This window comes from Acidovorax sp. GW821-FHT10A04 (assembly GCF_059415825.1).
On sequence record NZ_JBWKNZ010000006.1, the window covers coordinates 327589 to 343222 of the forward strand.

Annotated in this window: 10 protein-coding genes and 2 tRNA genes; 3 read left to right on the forward strand and 9 right to left on the reverse strand. The window is 67.2% G+C overall.

Features of this window, described 5'->3' with window-relative positions:
- Positions 1-57: 57 nt before the first annotated feature.
- The 8 genes from AC07PF_RS15640 to AC07PF_RS15675 form a co-directional block, all read right to left on the reverse strand.
- Positions 58-133, reverse strand: a tRNA-Gly gene (locus AC07PF_RS15640).
- A 157-nt stretch (positions 134-290) separates the two neighbouring features.
- Entirely contained in the window at positions 291-2717 is a 2427-nt protein-coding gene (gene lon / locus AC07PF_RS15645; protein WP_494609133.1) for an endopeptidase La, read from the reverse strand.
- A 190-nt stretch (positions 2718-2907) separates the two neighbouring features.
- A complete protein-coding gene (gene clpX / locus AC07PF_RS15650) occupies positions 2908-4173 on the reverse strand; it encodes an ATP-dependent Clp protease ATP-binding subunit ClpX (RefSeq protein WP_007855690.1) in 1266 nt (421 codons plus the stop codon).
- A 203-nt stretch (positions 4174-4376) separates the two neighbouring features.
- Positions 4377-4985, reverse strand: a complete 609-nt coding sequence (gene clpP / locus AC07PF_RS15655) for an ATP-dependent Clp endopeptidase proteolytic subunit ClpP (RefSeq protein WP_007855689.1) — start codon at positions 4983-4985, stop codon at positions 4377-4379.
- A 293-nt stretch (positions 4986-5278) separates the two neighbouring features.
- Positions 5279-6592 (reverse strand): trigger factor, encoded by a 1314-nt coding sequence (gene tig, locus AC07PF_RS15660; protein ID WP_007861418.1) that lies wholly within the window; start codon positions 6590-6592, stop codon positions 5279-5281.
- 73 nt (positions 6593-6665) lie between these two features.
- Positions 6666-6752 (reverse strand) — tRNA-Leu (locus AC07PF_RS15665).
- 166 nt (positions 6753-6918) lie between these two features.
- Positions 6919-10101, reverse strand: coding sequence for an efflux RND transporter permease subunit (locus AC07PF_RS15670; protein WP_494612501.1), 3183 nt, complete (start codon positions 10099-10101; stop codon positions 6919-6921).
- 9 nt (positions 10102-10110) lie between these two features.
- On the reverse strand, positions 10111-11331 hold the full coding sequence (locus tag AC07PF_RS15675) for an efflux RND transporter periplasmic adaptor subunit (RefSeq protein ID WP_494612502.1): 1221 nt from the start codon (positions 11329-11331) through the stop codon (positions 10111-10113).
- A gap of 162 nt (positions 11332-11493) precedes the next feature.
- Here AC07PF_RS15675 and hpnC point away from each other — a divergent pair, with 162 nt between their 5' ends.
- Together hpnC and AC07PF_RS15685 are read left to right on the forward strand one after the other, a co-directional pair.
- Positions 11494-12405 carry a squalene synthase HpnC gene (gene hpnC / locus AC07PF_RS15680; RefSeq protein WP_494609135.1) on the forward strand — a complete coding sequence of 304 codons (912 nt, stop codon included), beginning with the start codon at positions 11494-11496 and terminating at the stop codon, positions 12403-12405.
- Between the two features lie 89 nt (positions 12406-12494).
- Entirely contained in the window at positions 12495-13211 is a 717-nt protein-coding gene (locus AC07PF_RS15685) for a hypothetical protein (RefSeq protein WP_494612503.1), read from the forward strand.
- 10 nt (positions 13212-13221) lie between these two features.
- Here the strand turns inward: AC07PF_RS15685 and AC07PF_RS15690 are convergent, their stop codons facing one another.
- A complete protein-coding gene (locus tag AC07PF_RS15690; protein WP_494612526.1) occupies positions 13222-14103 on the reverse strand; it encodes a LysR substrate-binding domain-containing protein in 882 nt (293 codons plus the stop codon).
- Between the two features lie 252 nt (positions 14104-14355).
- On the opposite strand from AC07PF_RS15690, the gene AC07PF_RS15695 reads away from it, so the two are divergent.
- Complete coding sequence (locus AC07PF_RS15695; protein WP_007859537.1) at positions 14356-15603, forward strand: MFS transporter; 1248 nt, start codon at positions 14356-14358, stop codon at positions 15601-15603.
- Positions 15604-15634 lie beyond the last annotated feature (31 nt).

The following is a 15634-nucleotide window of genomic DNA, read 5'->3' on the forward strand; positions in this document are numbered from 1 at the left end:
CCGAAGGATCCTTTTTGATTGCCTGCAGTGCTTGTGACAAACACCGCCTGCGAAATATGGAGCGGGAAAAGAGTCTCGAACTCTCGACCTCAACCTTGGCAAGGTTGCGCTCTACCAACTGAGCTATTCCCGCATTTTACCGAAGCCTTACATTGTACATCGTTTAGTACGTTGTGTGCTGCGATGGAATGAATTGTAGCGCATTTTTTGGGGGTCTCTGGAAAACCCCAGAAAAATTTGCAATCAATTCATTCCATCGACTTTTTCACCAGGGCTGTACCCGCACCCTCTCAGTGCTTGAGGCCGTCGGCCGCCGGTGCGCCGGCCTTCTCGGCCGAAGGCGCGGCCGCCACGGCCACTTCCTCGTCGGTCAGCGGCACGGGCCGGCTGGCCAGGGCCACTTCCAGCACCTTGTCGATCCAGCGCACGGGCACGATCTCCAGGCCGCTCTTCACGTTGTCCGGAATCTCGGCCAGGTCCTTGACGTTCTCTTCAGGGATCAGAACCGTCTTGATGCCGCCACGCAGGGCCGCCAGCAGCTTTTCCTTGAGGCCGCCGATGGCGGTAACTTCACCGCGCAGCGTGATCTCGCCGGTCATGGCCACGTCAGCGCGCACGGGGATGCCCGTGAGCGCCGAGACGAAGGCCGTGGTCATGGCAGCGCCCGCGCTCGGGCCGTCCTTGGGCGTGGCGCCGTCGGGCACGTGGATGTGGATGTCGCGCTTCTCGAACGCTTCGTCCTTGATCCCCAGGATGCGCGAGCGGCTGCGCACCACCGTGCGGGCAGCCTCGACCGACTCCTTCATCACGTCGCCCAGCGAGCCGGTGCGCGTGATCACGCCCTTGCCGGGCATGGCGGCGGCTTCGATGGTCAGCAGGTCGCCGCCCACCTCGGTCCAGGCCAGGCCGACCACCTGGCCCACCTGGTTCTGCGCCTCGGCACGGCCGTAGGTGTACTTGCGCACGCCCAGGAAGTCGGGCAGGTTGTCGGCCGTGACGATGACCTTGGGCTCGAGCTTCTTGAGCTGCAGGCCCTTGACCACCTTGCGGCAGATCTTGGACAGCTCGCGTTCGAGCGAGCGCACGCCGGCTTCCCGCGTGTAGTAGCGCACCATGTCGCGCACGGCGGGCTCGGTGATCTCGAGCTCCTCGTCCTTCACGCCATTGTTCTTGAGCTGCTTGGGCAGCAGGTACTTCATGGCAATGCTGGTCTTCTCGTCCTCGGTGTAACCCGACAGGCGGATCACTTCCATGCGGTCGAGCAGGGCCGGCGGGATATTCATCGAGTTCGACGTGGCGACGAACATCACATCGGACAGGTCGAAGTCCACCTCGACGTAGTGGTCGCCGAAGGTGTGGTTCTGCTCGGGGTCCAGCACCTCCAGCAGCGCGCTCGACGGGTCGCCACGGAAGTCGGTGCCGAGCTTGTCGATCTCGTCCAGCAGGAACAGCGGATTGCGCGTGCCCACCTTGGACAGGCTCTGCAGCACCTTGCCCGGCAGTGCGCCGATGTAGGTGCGGCGGTGCCCACGGATCTCGGCCTCGTCGCGCATGCCGCCCAGGGCCATGCGCACGTACTTGCGGCCGGTGGCCTTGGCGATCGACTGGCCCAGCGAGGTCTTGCCCACGCCAGGAGGGCCCACCAGGCACAGGATGGGTGCCTTGACCTTGTCCACGCGCTGCTGCACTGCAAGATACTCGAGGATGCGGTCCTTGACCTTGTCCAGGCCGAAGTGGTCTTCGTTGAGCACGCCCTCGGCATTCACCAGGTCGTGCTTGATCTTGGTCTTCTTGCTCCACGGCAGGGCCGTGAGCACGTCGATGTAGTTGCGCACCACGGTGGCCTCGGCCGACATGGGCGACATGAGCTTGAGCTTCTTGAACTCGGCATCGGCCTTCTTGCGCGCCTCGGCGGGCATCTTGGCGAGCTTGATCTTCTTCTCGATCTCTTCCATGTCCGCGCCGTCTTCGCCCTCGCCCAGTTCCTTCTGGATGGCCTTGACCTGCTCGTTGAGGTAGAAGTCGCGCTGGTTCTTCTCCATCTGGCGCTTCACGCGGCCGCGGATCTTCTTGTCGACGTTGAGGATGTCGACCTCGCGGTCGAGCTGCTCGAACAGGTTTTCCAGGCGTGCCTTCACGTCCGACAGGTCGAGCACGATCTGCTTGTTCTCGAGCTTGAGCGGCAGGTGCGCGGCAATCGTGTCGGCCAGGCGACCCGGATCGTCGATGCTGGAGATGGAGGTGAGGATCTCGGGCGGGATCTTCTTGTTGAGCTTGACGTACTGGTCGAACTGCTGCATCACCGCGCGGCGCAGGGCCTCGATCTCGCTGGGCTTTGCGGCCTCGGCAGCAGGTTCCACGGGCGTCACGGTGGCGGTGAAGTGCGTCTCGCCGTCCTCGATGGACGAGACCAGCGCGCGCTGCTGGCCCTCGACCAGCACCTTCACGGTGCCGTCGGGCAGCTTGAGCATCTGCAGGATGGTGGAGACGCAGCCGACGTCGAACATGTCGGCCACCGAGGGCTCGTCCTTGGCGGCGGCCTTCTGGGCCACCAGCATGATGCGGCGGTCGGCCTCCATGGCCAGCTCCAGCGCCTTGATGCTCTTGGGGCGGCCCACGAAGAGCGGTATCACCATGTGGGGGAACACCACCACGTCACGCAAGGGCAACAGCGGCAGGTCGATGGGGGTGGCTGGCAGGGGGGTATGTCCGGACATGGAAATCCTCAGTTAACTCTGTGGCAGATGGTCCACATGTGGGGATTTTCAACCCCCTCCCCCAGCCGCGCTGGAAGAAGGGTTGAAGGGCAGCACCGAGGGCTGCCCGGCGCGGCGCATGCAGTCAGTTGCAGGCACCGCCGGGACATCTTGGAACGCTCAGAACGCGTGGGCTTGCGCTCTCAGGGCCCTAGGCCTTCTTGGCAGCCTCTCGGTACACGAGAAGCGGCGGCTTGCTTTCTTCGATGGTGGACTCGTCCACCACGACTTTCTCGACGTTGCTCTGGTTGGGCAGGTCGAACATGGTACCGATCAGCGACTGCTCCAGGATGGAGCGCAGGCCGCGCGCGCCGGTCTTGCGGGCCAGTGCCTTGCGGGCGATGGCCTTGAGCGCGGCGGGGCGGATCTCCAGGTCCACGCCTTCCATGGCCAGGAGCTTGCTGTACTGCTTTACCAGGGCGTTCTTGGGCTCGGTCAGGATCTGCACCAGCGCATCCTCGCTCAGCTCGGCCAGCGCCGTCACCACGGGCATGCGGCCCACCAGCTCGGGGATGATGCCGAACTTGATCAGGTCCTCGGGCTCGATCTCGGTGAACACCTCGGTCAGCGAACGCTGCTTCTTGCTCTTGACCGATGCACCAAAGCCGATGCCCGACGCCTCGGTGCGGTTCTCGATGACCTTTTCCAGGCCCGCGAAAGCGCCACCGCAGATGAACAGGATGTTGGTCGTGTCGATCTGCAGGAAGTCCTGGTTCGGGTGCTTGCGCCCGCCCTGGGGCGGCACGCTGGCCATGGTGCCTTCGATCAGCTTGAGCAGCGCCTGCTGCACGCCCTCGCCCGACACGTCGCGGGTGATGGAGGGGTTGTCCGACTTGCGCGAGATCTTGTCGATCTCGTCGATGTAGACAATGCCGCGCTGGGCGCGTTCGACCTCGTAGTTGCAGCTTTGCAGCAGCTTCTGGACGATGTTCTCCACGTCCTCGCCCACGTAGCCGGCTTCCGTCAGCGTGGTGGCATCGGCCATCACGAAGGGTACGTCCAGCATGCGCGCCAGCGTCTGGGCCAGGAGTGTCTTGCCCGAGCCCGTGGGCCCGATCAGGAGGATGTTGCTCTTGGACAGCTCGATGTCGTCCTTGTGCGCCTTGTCCTTGTGGCGCAGGCGCTTGTAGTGGTTGTACACCGCGACGGCCAGCGTGCGCTTGGCCTGGTCCTGGCCGATGACGTAGTTGTCCAGGTTGGTCTTGATCTCCAGCGGCGTGGGCAGGTCGCTCTTGGCGTCCTTGGCCAGCTCGCCCGAGGGCAGCTCGTCACGGATGATTTCGTTGCACAGGTCAATGCACTCGTCGCAGATAAAGACGGACGGTCCGGCGATCAGCTTCTTCACTTCGTGCTGGCTTTTGCCGCAGAAAGAGCAGTAGAGGGTTTTCTCGCTGGAGGAGCCTTTTTTCTCGGCCATGGGGGCAATGCCTTGTTACGGAAAGTTGTCGGGATGATAACCAAATAAAAAGCGGCGCTCTTTCCCGGGGAAACCGCCCTTGCGACCGGGGGTGAATGCACTGCATCCATCCCGGGCCGCGGGCAGTTTTCATAACTTAACCCCAGCGCAACGCCAAGGCAAGCCAGGGAAACGAGCGCCGCCGCGCGATCGCACGGCCCCGATCAGGGGCGCTGGGCGATCACCTGGTCCACCAGGCCGTATTCCTTGGCCTCGTCGGCCGTGAGGAAGTAGTCGCGTTCGGTGTCGTTCTTGACCTTTTCCAGGGGCTGGCCCGTGCGCTCGGCCAGGATGCGGTTCATCTGGTCCTTGGTGCGCAGGATGTCGCGGGCGTGGATCTCGATATCGGTCGCCTGGCCGCGCGCGCCGCCCAGCACCTGGTGGATCATGATCTTCGAGTTGGGCAGCGAGAAACGCTTGCCCTTGGCGCCGGCCGCCAGCAGGAAGGCGCCCATGGAGGCCGCGAAGCCCACGCACATGGTCGACACATCGGGCTTGATGAACTGCATGGTGTCGTAGATGGCCATGCCGGCCGTCACACTGCCGCCAGGCGAGTTGATGTAGAACGAAATGTCCTTGTCGGGGTTCTCGCTCTCCAGAAAGAGCAGCTGCGCCACCACCAGGTTGGCGGTCTGGTCGTTGACCTCGCCCACCAGGAAGATGATGCGCTCCTTGAGCAGGCGCGAGTAGATGTCGTAGGAGCGCTCACCGCGTCCGGACTGCTCGATGACCATGGGGACCATGCCCAGGGCTTGTGTATCCAGTGAACTCATTATTTCTCCAGTCAGGCACGTACTGTACCCAGAAATGAATTGGGGCTTGTGCACCAAAGCACAAGCCCCTGTATCAGACCGATGCCGAGCCGTCCGCAAGGGACGACCCGTATGCGCATCTTAGTTATCCCCAACGCTGCACACCACCTGCGTGGCATGAAACTGGCGCAACCCAGGCCAGCACCCCCGTGCAAGGGCCGCCCCGCCGCACCGGGGGCGTCCCCCTCCCAGATTGCGAAGCAATATGAGAGAGGGGGAAGGCGCGAAGCGACTCAGGGGGTGCCCCAGCTTTTTTAGCCTTGCTGGCCCATCAGTTCGTCGAAGGACACGGCCTTGTCGACCACCTTGGCCTTGCCCAGGACGAAGTCGGTCACATTGTTCTCGATGACCACGGCTTCCACTTCGGCCAGGCGTTGGCGGTCGCCGAAGTACCAGCGCACCACGTCTTCGGGCTTCTCGTAGCTGGCGGCCAGCTCGTCGATGTGGGCCTTGAGCTGCTCGGGCTTGGCCTGCAGTTCGTTGGCACGCACCAGCTCGGCCACCACCAGGCCCAGGCGCACGCGGCGCTCGGCCTGGGGACGGAACACGTCCTCAGGGATCTCGGCCTTGTCGGCGTCCTTCAGGCCGCGCTGCTTCAGGTCGGCACGAGCGCCTTCCAGCAGGCGGGCGATTTCGGCCTGCACGCTGGCGTTGGGCAGGTCCAGCTCGGCCTTGGCCACCAGGGCGTCCATCACAGCTTGCTTGTTGCGGGCCAGCAGGCGGAACTTGACTTCGCGCTCCAGGTTCTTCTTGATGTCGGCGCGCAGGCCTTCCACCGAGCCGTCGGCGATGCCCAGCGACTTGGCCAGGGCGTCGTTCACTTCGGGCAGGTTGGCGGCTTCGATCTTCTTGACCGTGACCAGGAAGTCAGCCGTCTTGCCGGCCACGTCCTTGCCGTGGTAGTCGGCAGGGAAAGCCAGCGGGAAGGTCTTGCTTTCGCCGGTCTTCATGCCGCGCACGGCTTCTTCGAATTCCTTGAGCATCTGGCCTTCGCCGACCAGGAACTGGAAGTCCTCGGCCTTGCCCCCGTCGAACGGCTCGCCGTCGATCTTGCCTTCGAAGTCCACGGACACGCGGTCACCGTCTTCGGCAGCGGCACCCTGGGCGCGCTGGGCGAAGGTGCGGCGCTGCTTGCGCAGGATGTCGATGGTCTTGTCGATGGCCGAATCGGTAACATCGGCCGACAGCTTCTCGACTTCGGCGTCCGACAGGTCGGCGATCTTGACTTCGGGGAACACTTCGAAGATGGCGTCGAAGGTCACCTGGCCTTCGGGGGCGCCGTCTTTTTCGGTGATGCGGGGCTGGCCGGCCACGCGCAGCTTGGCTTCGTTGGCGGCCACGGCAAAGGCTTCACCGACCTTGTCGTTGAGCACTTCGTACTGCACGGAATAGCCGTAGCGCTGGGCGACCACGTTCATGGGCACCTTGCCGGGACGGAAGCCGTCCATCTTCACGGTGCGCGCCAGGCGCTTCAGACGCGTGTCGACTTCGGTCTGGATCGCGGTCAGGGGCACGCTCAGCGTGATCTTGCGCTCGAGCTTCTCAAGGGTTTCAACAGTAACGGACATGGCTATTCCTCTAAGACTCTAAGAATGTGATCGTGCTCGCTGCTGCGCAGTGTTCCGCAAGGTCTCACATGGATGGTGCGCGGGGGGGGACTCGAACCCCCACACCATTGCTGGCGTCAGGACCTAAACCTGGTGCGTCTACCAATTTCGCCACCCGCGCGGTTCAACAACAAACAAACAGGCGGCAAGCTATGCCCGCCGCCTGTGTGAAATCGGTCAACCTTAGATTTTAACCTGAGAAGCGGGGCTCCCCCGATTTCCGCACGCCTGTGGCATGCAAGGGTTCACCCTGCCCCCGCCCACGGCAGGGGCATTGCCCCGGGGGCTCAGGCCGCGGCCAGCCGCTCGACCTCGGGCCGCTTCACGCGGAACCAGGCGGCGTACATCGCCGGCAGCGCCAGCAAGGTCAGCACCGTGGCCACGATCAGCCCGCCCATGATGGCCACGGCCATCGGGCCCCAGAACACACTGCGCGACAGCGGGATCATGGCCAGCACCGCCGCGGCGGCCGTGAGCACGATGGGGCGCAGCCGGCGCACGGCCGACTCGACGATGGCGTCCCAGGCGGGGATGCCCTTGGCGCGGTCCTGCTCGATCTGGTCGATCAGGATCACCGAGTTGCGCTGGATCATGCCCATCAGCGCGATCACGCCGAGCAGCGCCACGAAACCGAAGGGGCGGTTGAGCAGGATCAGCGCGCCCGCCACGCCGGCCAGGCCGAGCGGCCCGGTCAGGAACACCAGCATCGCGCGGCTGAAGCTGTGCAGTTGCAGCATGAGCAGCGTGAAGGTGACGAACAGCATGATCGGGATGCCGGCCGCGATCGAGGCCGAGCCCTTGGAGCTTTCCTCCACGGCACCGGCCACCTCGATGCGGTAGCCGCCCTGCCCGGCCTCGCGCCACTTGGCCTCGATGGCGCGCAGGCTGGGCAGCAGCTGCGCGGTGACGGTGGCGCCCTGCACGCCTTCGGTCACATCGCCCTGCACGGTGATGGCGTAGTCGCGGTTCTCGCGCCACATCACGCCGGGCTCCCAGGTGAACACCGGCTTGGCGATCTGCGTGAGCGGGATCGACTTGCCCGATGCCGTGGGCAGGTAGGCGTTGGCGATGTCGGTGATGGCGTTGCGCTCGTCCAGCGGCTGGCGCAGCATGATGTCGATGAGCTTGTCGCCCTCGCGGAACTGGCCCACCTGCGTGCCCGAGAGAATGGTCTTGCTGGCCTGGGCGATGGACTGGCTGGTCACGCCCAGCGCGCGCGCCTTGGCCTGGTCCACTTCCAGGCGCAGCACCTTCACGGACTCGTTCCAGTTGTCGTTCACGCCGCGCATCTGGGGGTTCTCGCGCAGGGCGGCCTTGACCTCGTCGGCCCGGGCGCGCAGCACCAGCGGGTCCAGCCCGACCACGCGGAACTGCACCGGGTAAGGCACGGGCGGCCCGTTGGGCAGCAGCTTCACGCGGCCGCGCACTTCGGGGAACTCCTGCGCCAGCAGCGCGGGCAGCTTGATGCGCAGGCTCTCGCGCAGCTTTAGGTCCTGCGGCACCACGATGAACTGCGACACGTTGCTCTGCGGGAACACCTGGTCCAGCGGCAGGTAAAAGCGCGGCACGCCCGAACCCACCCAGGTGCTCACCGTGTTCACGCCCGGCTCGGCCAGCAGGCGCGCTTCCACGCGCTTGGTGACCTCTTCGTTGCCCGCGAAAGAGGTGCCCTCGGGGAACCACACGTCCACGATGATCTCGGGCCGGCTCGAATCGGGGAAGAACTGCTGCTGCACCTTGCCCATGCCGAAGATGCCCAGGCCGAACGTGCCCACGGTGAGGGCGATGGTGATCCAGCGGTGGCGCACGCACCAGGTCACCAGGCGGCGGAAGGCGTTGTAGAACGGGCTGTCGAACACCTCGTGCCCGCCGGCCTCCACGCCGTGGTGCTCCTGGGCATGGGCCACGTGGGCCGGCACCTTGAGCAGCAGGGTGCCCAGGTAGGGCACGAAGTAGACCGAGACGATCCAGCTGAGCACCAGCGCGAGCACCGTCACCGCGAAGATCGCGAAGGTGTACTCGCCGGTGGTCGACTTGGCGATGCCGATGGGCAAAAAGCCCACCGCCGTGATCAGCGTGCCCGTGAGCATGGGCATGGCCGTGAGCTCGTAGGCGAAGGTGGCGGCGCGCACCTTGTCATAGCCCTCCTCGAGCTTGAGCACCATCATCTCCACGGCGATGATGGCATCGTCCACCAGCAGGCCCAGGGCGATGATCAGCGAACCGAGCGAGATCTTGTGCAGCCCGATGTTCCAGTACCACATGCCCAGGAAGGTCACGGCCAGCACCATGGGGATGGTGATGCCCACCACCAGGCCCGGGCGCGGGTCGATGTACCAGCGCTTCCACAGCGGGTTGTTGCCGGGCCGCCGGTGAAAGCCCAGGGCGACGAAGCTCACCGCCAGCACGATGACCACGGCCTCGATCAGCACCTTCACGAATTCGTTGACCGAGGTGGCCACCGCCTTGGGCTGGTCCTGCACGTTCACCAGCTTCACGCCGGCAGGCAGTGCGGCGCCGATGCGGTCGGTGGCGGTGTGCAGCGCCTTGCCCAGGGCGATGATGTCGCCGCCCTTGGTCATGGAAACCCCCAGGGCGATCACTTCCTTGCCCTGGTGGCGCACCTTCACGGCGACCGGGTCCACGTAGCCGCGCTTGATCTCGGCAATATCACCCAGGCGCAGCTGCGCGCCCGAGGGGCCGCGGATCGGCATGGCCGCGAGGTCTTCCACCGCGCTGAACTGGCCGGCCACGCGCACCTGCACCTGGTCCAGCGGCGTCTGCACGGCGCCGGCGCCTTCCACGGCGTTCTGCTGGCCCAGCTGGGCCAGCACCTGGTTCATGTCCAGACCCAGCTGCGACAGGCGCTTTTGCGAGATCTCGATGAACAGCTTCTCGTCCTGCACGCCGAACAGCTCGACCTTGGCCACGTCGGGCACGCGCAGCAGCTGCTGGCGCGCGTCGTCGGCAAAGTTCTTGAGCTCGGCGTAGCTGAAGCCTTCGGATTCGAGCGCGTAGATCACGCCATACACGTCACCGAAGTCGTCGTTGAAGAACGGCCCCTGGATGCCCGTGGGCAGGGTGTAGCGCATGTCGCCGATCTTCTTGCGCACGGTGTACCAGACGTTGGCCACCTCGCTGGCCTTGGACGAGTCCTTGATCTGGAAGATGATCTGCGACTCGCCGGGCTTGGAGTAGCTGCGGATCTTGTCGGCGTAGGGCACCTCCTGCAGCGTGCGCTCGAGCTTGTCGGTGACCTGTTCGGCCACCTGCTGCGCCGTGGCGCCGGGCCAGTAGGTGCGCACCACCATGGCGCGGAAGGTGAAGGGCGGGTCTTCGTCCTGCCCCAGCTGGAAATAGGCCGCAAAGCCCAGCAGCATCAGCACCACCATCAGGTAGCGCGTGAGCGCCGGATGGTCGAGCGCCCACTTGGAGAGGTTGAACCCCTCTTTCGGTTGGATCTGGCTCATGGCGGGCCCTTACTTGGAAGCAGGGGCAGCAGCCACGGGCGTCGCCGCCGGCGCGGGGGCCGCGGCTGCTGCGGGCAGCGCCACATTGCCAGCCGCCGTCTGCGCCTTGGCCGCAGGGGCGCCGTTCGACTTGGGCTGGTAGATCATGACCTTCTGCCCTGGCGAGAGCACGTGCACGCCGGTGGCCACGATCTGCATGCCGGGGGTCAGGCCGCCGGCCACCACGGCATCGTTGCCGTCGGCCGTGGCGATCTGCACCACCTGCGATTTCACGGTGCTGGTGGCCGCGTCGTACACCCACACGGCCGTGGCCTGGCCCTCCTGGCGCAGCGCGCTGGTGGGCAGCTTGATGGCGGCCACGCCGGCATGGCCCAGGGCCTTGGGCTGGGCGTACACGGTGGCGCCCAGCGCCGGCACGTCGCTGCCCTCGATGGCCACTTTGACCTGGAAGGTGCGCGTGGCCGCATCGGCACTGGCCGCCACCTCGCGCACCTTGCCCGCCAGCACGGCCCCGCCCGACCAGCCGCGCACGGCCACGTCGGAGCCCACGGCGATCTGGCCCACCTTGTCCTCGGGCACGGCAAACACCACGTCGCGAGGGCCGTCCTGCGCAATGCGCACCACCGGCGTACCGGCCGAGACGACCTGGCCGGGCTCGGCCTCGATGCCCGTGACCACGCCCGACACATCGGCCACCAGGCGCGTGTAGGTGGCCTGGTTGCCCTGCGAGGAGAGCTGCGCGCGCGCCTGGTCCAGCGTGGCCTGCGCGGCCTTGAGGGTCGCGTCGCGGCGCTCCAGCTCGGCGCCGCTGATGAAGTTCTGGTCCTTGAGCGTCTGGTAGCGCTTGTAGTCGGCTGCCGCCAGGTCGCGCTGCGTGGTGGCCGAGGCCAGTTGCGCACGCGCCGAGTCGGCCGCCAGCTGGTAGTCACGCGGGTCGAGCTGGGCGAGCACGTCGCCGGCCTTCACGCGCTGGCCGAGCTCGGCCTGGCGCTGCACGATCTTGCCCGCCACCCGAAAGCCCAGGCGCGACTCGACCCGGGCGCGCACCTCGCCCGCATATTCCACCTGCGACTGCAGGGCGCCCACGCCCACCGTCATCAGCTTGACGGAGCGCACCGGCTCCTCGGGCGGGGCCGGCTGCGAGCAGGCGGCCAGCACCAGGGCCGAGGCCGCCAGCAACAAAAACCTGGATGGCCGGTGAATGGGCCGCGAGGCGGAGGGTGTGCGCATGGAAAATCCGGTGAGTGAAAAGGCCGACACGGGAAACAGCCAGCGCAACGCCCCGCAGCCTGCGAACTGCATCAGGGTTAACACTGGCACCACAAAGTTACTGACTGACTGGTTAGTAATCTATGAGAAACGCCCCCGCCTTGTCAAGCGACAATCACGCCCGTGAACCCTAACCTGCCCACCCCGCCCGCCAGTGCCGCGACACCGGTCTCCCCTGCCCTGCAGGGTGCGCCCGCGGTGGCCCCGCCGGTCACGCACTACGAAAACTTCCCGGTCGCCTCGCTGCTGTGCCCGCCCCACCTGCGCCCTGTGATCGCCGCCATCTACGCCTTTGCGCGCACGGCCGACGACATCGCCGACGAGGGCGATGCCCTGCCCGCCCAGCGCCTGGCCGACCTGGCCGCGTTCGACGCCGACCTCACCGCCATTGCCGAAGGCCGTGCGCCCTCGCCCCGCTGGGCCGATGTATTCATGCCGCTGCAGGCCGTGCTGGTGAGCCACCACCTGCCCGTGCCGCTGCTGGCCGACCTCCTGAGCGCCTTCGCCCAGGACGTGGAAAAGACCCGCGATGCCGACGGCTACGCCGACCGCACCGAACTGCTCGACTACTGCCGCCGCTCGGCCAACCCCGTGGGCCGGCTGCTGCTGCACCTGTATGGCGTGGACGGCGACCAGGCCCTCTCGCAGAGCGACGACATCTGCACTGCGCTGCAATTGGCCAACTTCTGGCAGGACCTGAGCGTGGACATCCCGCGCGGGCGCCACTACCTGCCGCGCGAGGACTGCGCTGCCCACGGCGCCTGCCAGGCGGAGCTGCTGGAATTGCGCAGCACGCCAGAGAACGCCCGCCTCATCATGGGCGTGGCCGCCTGGGCCCGCGCCAGCATGCTGCGCGGCGCGCCGCTGGTGCACCGCCTGCCCGGCCGTGCCGGCTGGGAGCTGCGCCTGGTGGTGCAAGGCGGCCTGCGCATCCTGGACAAGGTGCAGGCCCTGAAAGGGGCCAGCCTGCACACGCGCCCCCGGCTCAACCCCTGGGACTGGTGCGTGATGCTGGGGCGGGCACTGGTGATGTAGCCCTCTCCACCCGCGCTCGGGCACACTCGCGGACCTACCGAACGACCGCGAACGCGGCACCTGCACACTACCGGGGGAGGGCACGCTCCATGTCTTACAGGCATCTCTTCAAGATCCTCCAATGGGGGCTGATCCTCTTTTGCCTGGGCTTTGCCATCGTGGGCGGCGTGGTGGCCGAACGCACACTGGAGCTGCTGCAATGCCAGCCGCACGCCGACCCCGCACTGCGCAGCTGCTCTTGGGTGGGCAATGTGCTGGGTATGCGCCTTGTCCCCTTCCTCACGGCCGAGGGCGTGGCCGACTACCCCTTCGTGCTGCTGCGCAACTTCTGGGCGCTGATCGCGGTGTGGGTTCTGGCCCTGGTGGCCCTGCGCAGGGCTGAACGCAACGCCGCCAGCGCCGCAGCGGCGGCACCTGGCAGCAGGCCGCCCGCCCGCCCCGGCGTCACCAGCGCCGACATGGCCCGCTGGGCGGCACGTGCCGGCTTCTGGGCGCTGCTGCTCGGGCTCGTCGGGTTCTGCATCGCCTTTGGCACGCCGATCCTGGGCAACCAGGTGGCCCGGGAGGTGCTGGGCGCACTGGGTTGCTCACCCGGCACGTTCGACCCCTTCTCATCGCCCTGCATGTCGGCCCCGGGCTTCTGGACGCACCGGCTGGCGCTCTACGTCATCCCGCTCGCGGGCCCGCTGCTGGCGCCACTATGGCTGGTGATGGCGTTCTGGGACGTGCTGATCGCGTGGATGCTGCTCACGGCCGCGGCGTACTTTCTGCAAAGCCACCTGGCGCGCCAGCGGCCTGGCCGCTGAGCCCCGCGGCTCAGGCCACCGCCAGCCACCCGCAGAACGCGACCGATGCCGCGTCCTGCGTGGCACGCGGGGACAGCATCCAGTAGTACTTCTTGTCGCCCGAGAGCAGCTCCGGGAAGGGCATGGCCAGCAGCCCGCTGGCCAGCGCCTCGCCCAGGAAGCGCGGGTTGCCCAGGGCCACGCCCAGGCCCTGGATGGCGGCCTGCACGCTCAGGTGGGCATGGTCGAACACCAGGTCGCCGGCAGGCTGGATGCCCTGCAGGCCCGCCTCCTGCAGCCACTGCTGCCACACCAGGGGGGTGGACCGGCTGTGCAGCAGCGTGTGGCGCGCCAGATCCTGCGGCCGGTGCACGGCCTTGCCCCCTGCCAGCAGCGCGGGGCTGCACACAGGGGTGAGCACATCGGGCAGAAATGTGCCCGCGCTGATGCCGCGCCAGGGTGTGCGCTGCTGCAGCACCGCCAGCTCGCCATCGGCAAAGCAGCGGATGGAGACGTCGTAGTCCGCCGGCTCGAAGTCGAGGTGGCCGACCGTGGTGACGAGCTGCACGTCCAGCCCCGGCATCTGCGCGCAGAACGCCGCCAGGCGCGGGATCAGCCACTGCGTGGCGAAGGTCGACGTGGCGTTCACCGCCAGCGTGTTGCGCCGTGTGGGCCGCTCGATGCCGGCGGTGGCCTGGGCCATCAGGTCCAGCGCGCTGGTCAGCCCCGGCAGATAGGCCGCACCCGGGGGCGTGAGCGCCAGGCCCCGCCCCTCGCGCTGCACCAGGGCCACGCCCAGCCATTCCTCCAGCGCCTTGATCTGGTGGCTGACGGCGCTTTGCGTCACGCTGAGCTCGTGCGCGGCCTGCGTCACGCTGAGCAGCCGGCCCGCCGCCTCGAAGGCGCGCAGCATGTTCAACGGCGGCAGACGGCGAGGTGCACCCGACACGGGCGGGCCATTTTTGGCATGAGCTGATTTCATGGGTGTGCAAATTATTATCGATAGTCGTGCGCATCGCCACTGCGTAGCATCGGCCCCATGCAAGGACACAACTGGTTAGATTTGCTCATCATGTGCCGGGCCGGCGAAATGCCCGCACCGCGCCCCTCCCGGGCGTGTCCGGTGCAAAGCCCTCCCGCCGGCCGAGGGCATGGCCACACCGCCATGACGGCGACATCGGGCAGCGCCACACTGGCCCTCTCCCAGAGCACCATGACCACCTCCAGCACCGCAGCCCCCGTCCCTGCCGCCGCCCCGGCACGCCCGGTGGCGCCCGCCACGGCCTCCAGCCGGGCGGCGGCGCACGCCACGCGCGTGGCCTTTTTCATCAGCGGCTTTGCCATGGCGGCCTGGGCGCCGCTGGTGCCGTTCACCAAGGCACGGCTGTCCATCCACGAGGCCACGCTGGGCTTGCTGCTGCTGTGCATGGGCGCCGGCTCCATCGTCTCCATGCCGCTGGCCGGTGCGTTCAGCGCGCGCTGGGGCTGCCGGCGTGTGCTGGTGGCTTCGGCCCTGCTGGCAGGCCTGGCCTTGCCGCTGTTGGCCCTGGCACCTTCGGTGGCGTGGCTGGGCGTTGCGCTGTTCCTTTTCGGTGCGGGCATTGGGGGGCTGGGCTGCGCCGGCAACATCCAGGCCATCGTCGTCGAGCGGGCCAGTGGCCGACCCATGATGTCGGGCTTTCACGGGCTGTTCAGCCTGGGCGGCGTGGCAGGGGCCGGCGGCATGATCGCACTGCTGAGCCTGCTCGATGCATCGCTGTGGCAGGCCACCAGCGCCGTGGCGGCCGTGGTGCTGGCACTGCTGGTGCTGGCGGGGCCGCACTTCCTGGCCCAGGGCAGTGCGCAGAGCGGCCCGGCCTTCGCCCGCCCCACGGGCGTGGTGCTGTTCATCGGCACGCTGTGCTTCATCCTCTTTCTGGCCGAAGGCGCCATGCTGGACTGGAGTGCCGTGTTCCTCACCCAGGTGCAGGGCCTGCCCGCAGAGCGCGCGGGCCTGGGCTACGCCGCCTTTGCCGTGGCCATGACCGTGGGCCGCCTCACGGGTGACCGCTGGGTGCGCCATATCGGCCCGCAGCGCGCGGTGCTGGCGGGCGCCCTGCTGGCCGCCGCCGGCCTGGCGCTGGCCACGCTGGCCCCCGGCTGGCTGCTGGCCCTGCCCGGCTTTGCGCTGGTCGGCCTGGGCTGCTCGAACATCGTGCCCGTGCTGTTCTCCCTGGCCGGTCGGCAGCATGCCATGCCCGAAAGCCTGGCGGTCCCCGCCATCGCCACCATGGGCTATGCCGGCGTGCTCATGGGGCCGGCGCTGATCGGCTTCGTCGCCCACGGCACCAGCCTGGTGGCGGCCATGCTGGTGCTGGTGGCCCTGCTCGTGGGCGTGGCCGCGAGCGCCCGCCGGCTGGGCCACCTGGATTGACGGAACAACGCCGCACGACGGGAGTCACACC

Excerpts from the sequence above, each read along its gene's own strand:
- AC07PF_RS15695 (WP_007859537.1), top strand. The coding sequence starts at position 14,356 with ATGACGGCGACATCGGGCAGCGCCACACTGGCCCTCTCCCAGAGCACC.
- AC07PF_RS15675 (WP_494612502.1), bottom strand. The coding sequence starts at position 11,331 with ATGCGCACACCCTCCGCCTCGCGGCCCATTCACCGGCCATCCAGGTTT.
- lon (WP_494609133.1), bottom strand. The coding sequence starts at position 2,717 with ATGTCCGGACATACCCCCCTGCCAGCCACCCCCATCGACCTGCCGCTG.
- AC07PF_RS15685 (WP_494612503.1), top strand. The coding sequence starts at position 12,495 with ATGTCTTACAGGCATCTCTTCAAGATCCTCCAATGGGGGCTGATCCTC.
- AC07PF_RS15690 (WP_494612526.1), bottom strand. The coding sequence starts at position 14,103 with ATGCTGCGCGCCTTCGAGGCGGCGGGCCGGCTGCTCAGCGTGACGCAG.
- clpX (WP_007855690.1), bottom strand. The coding sequence starts at position 4,173 with ATGGCCGAGAAAAAAGGCTCCTCCAGCGAGAAAACCCTCTACTGCTCT.
- tig (WP_007861418.1), bottom strand. The coding sequence starts at position 6,592 with ATGTCCGTTACTGTTGAAACCCTTGAGAAGCTCGAGCGCAAGATCACG.
- AC07PF_RS15670 (WP_494612501.1), bottom strand. The coding sequence starts at position 10,101 with ATGAGCCAGATCCAACCGAAAGAGGGGTTCAACCTCTCCAAGTGGGCG.
- clpP (WP_007855689.1), bottom strand. The coding sequence starts at position 4,985 with ATGAGTTCACTGGATACACAAGCCCTGGGCATGGTCCCCATGGTCATC.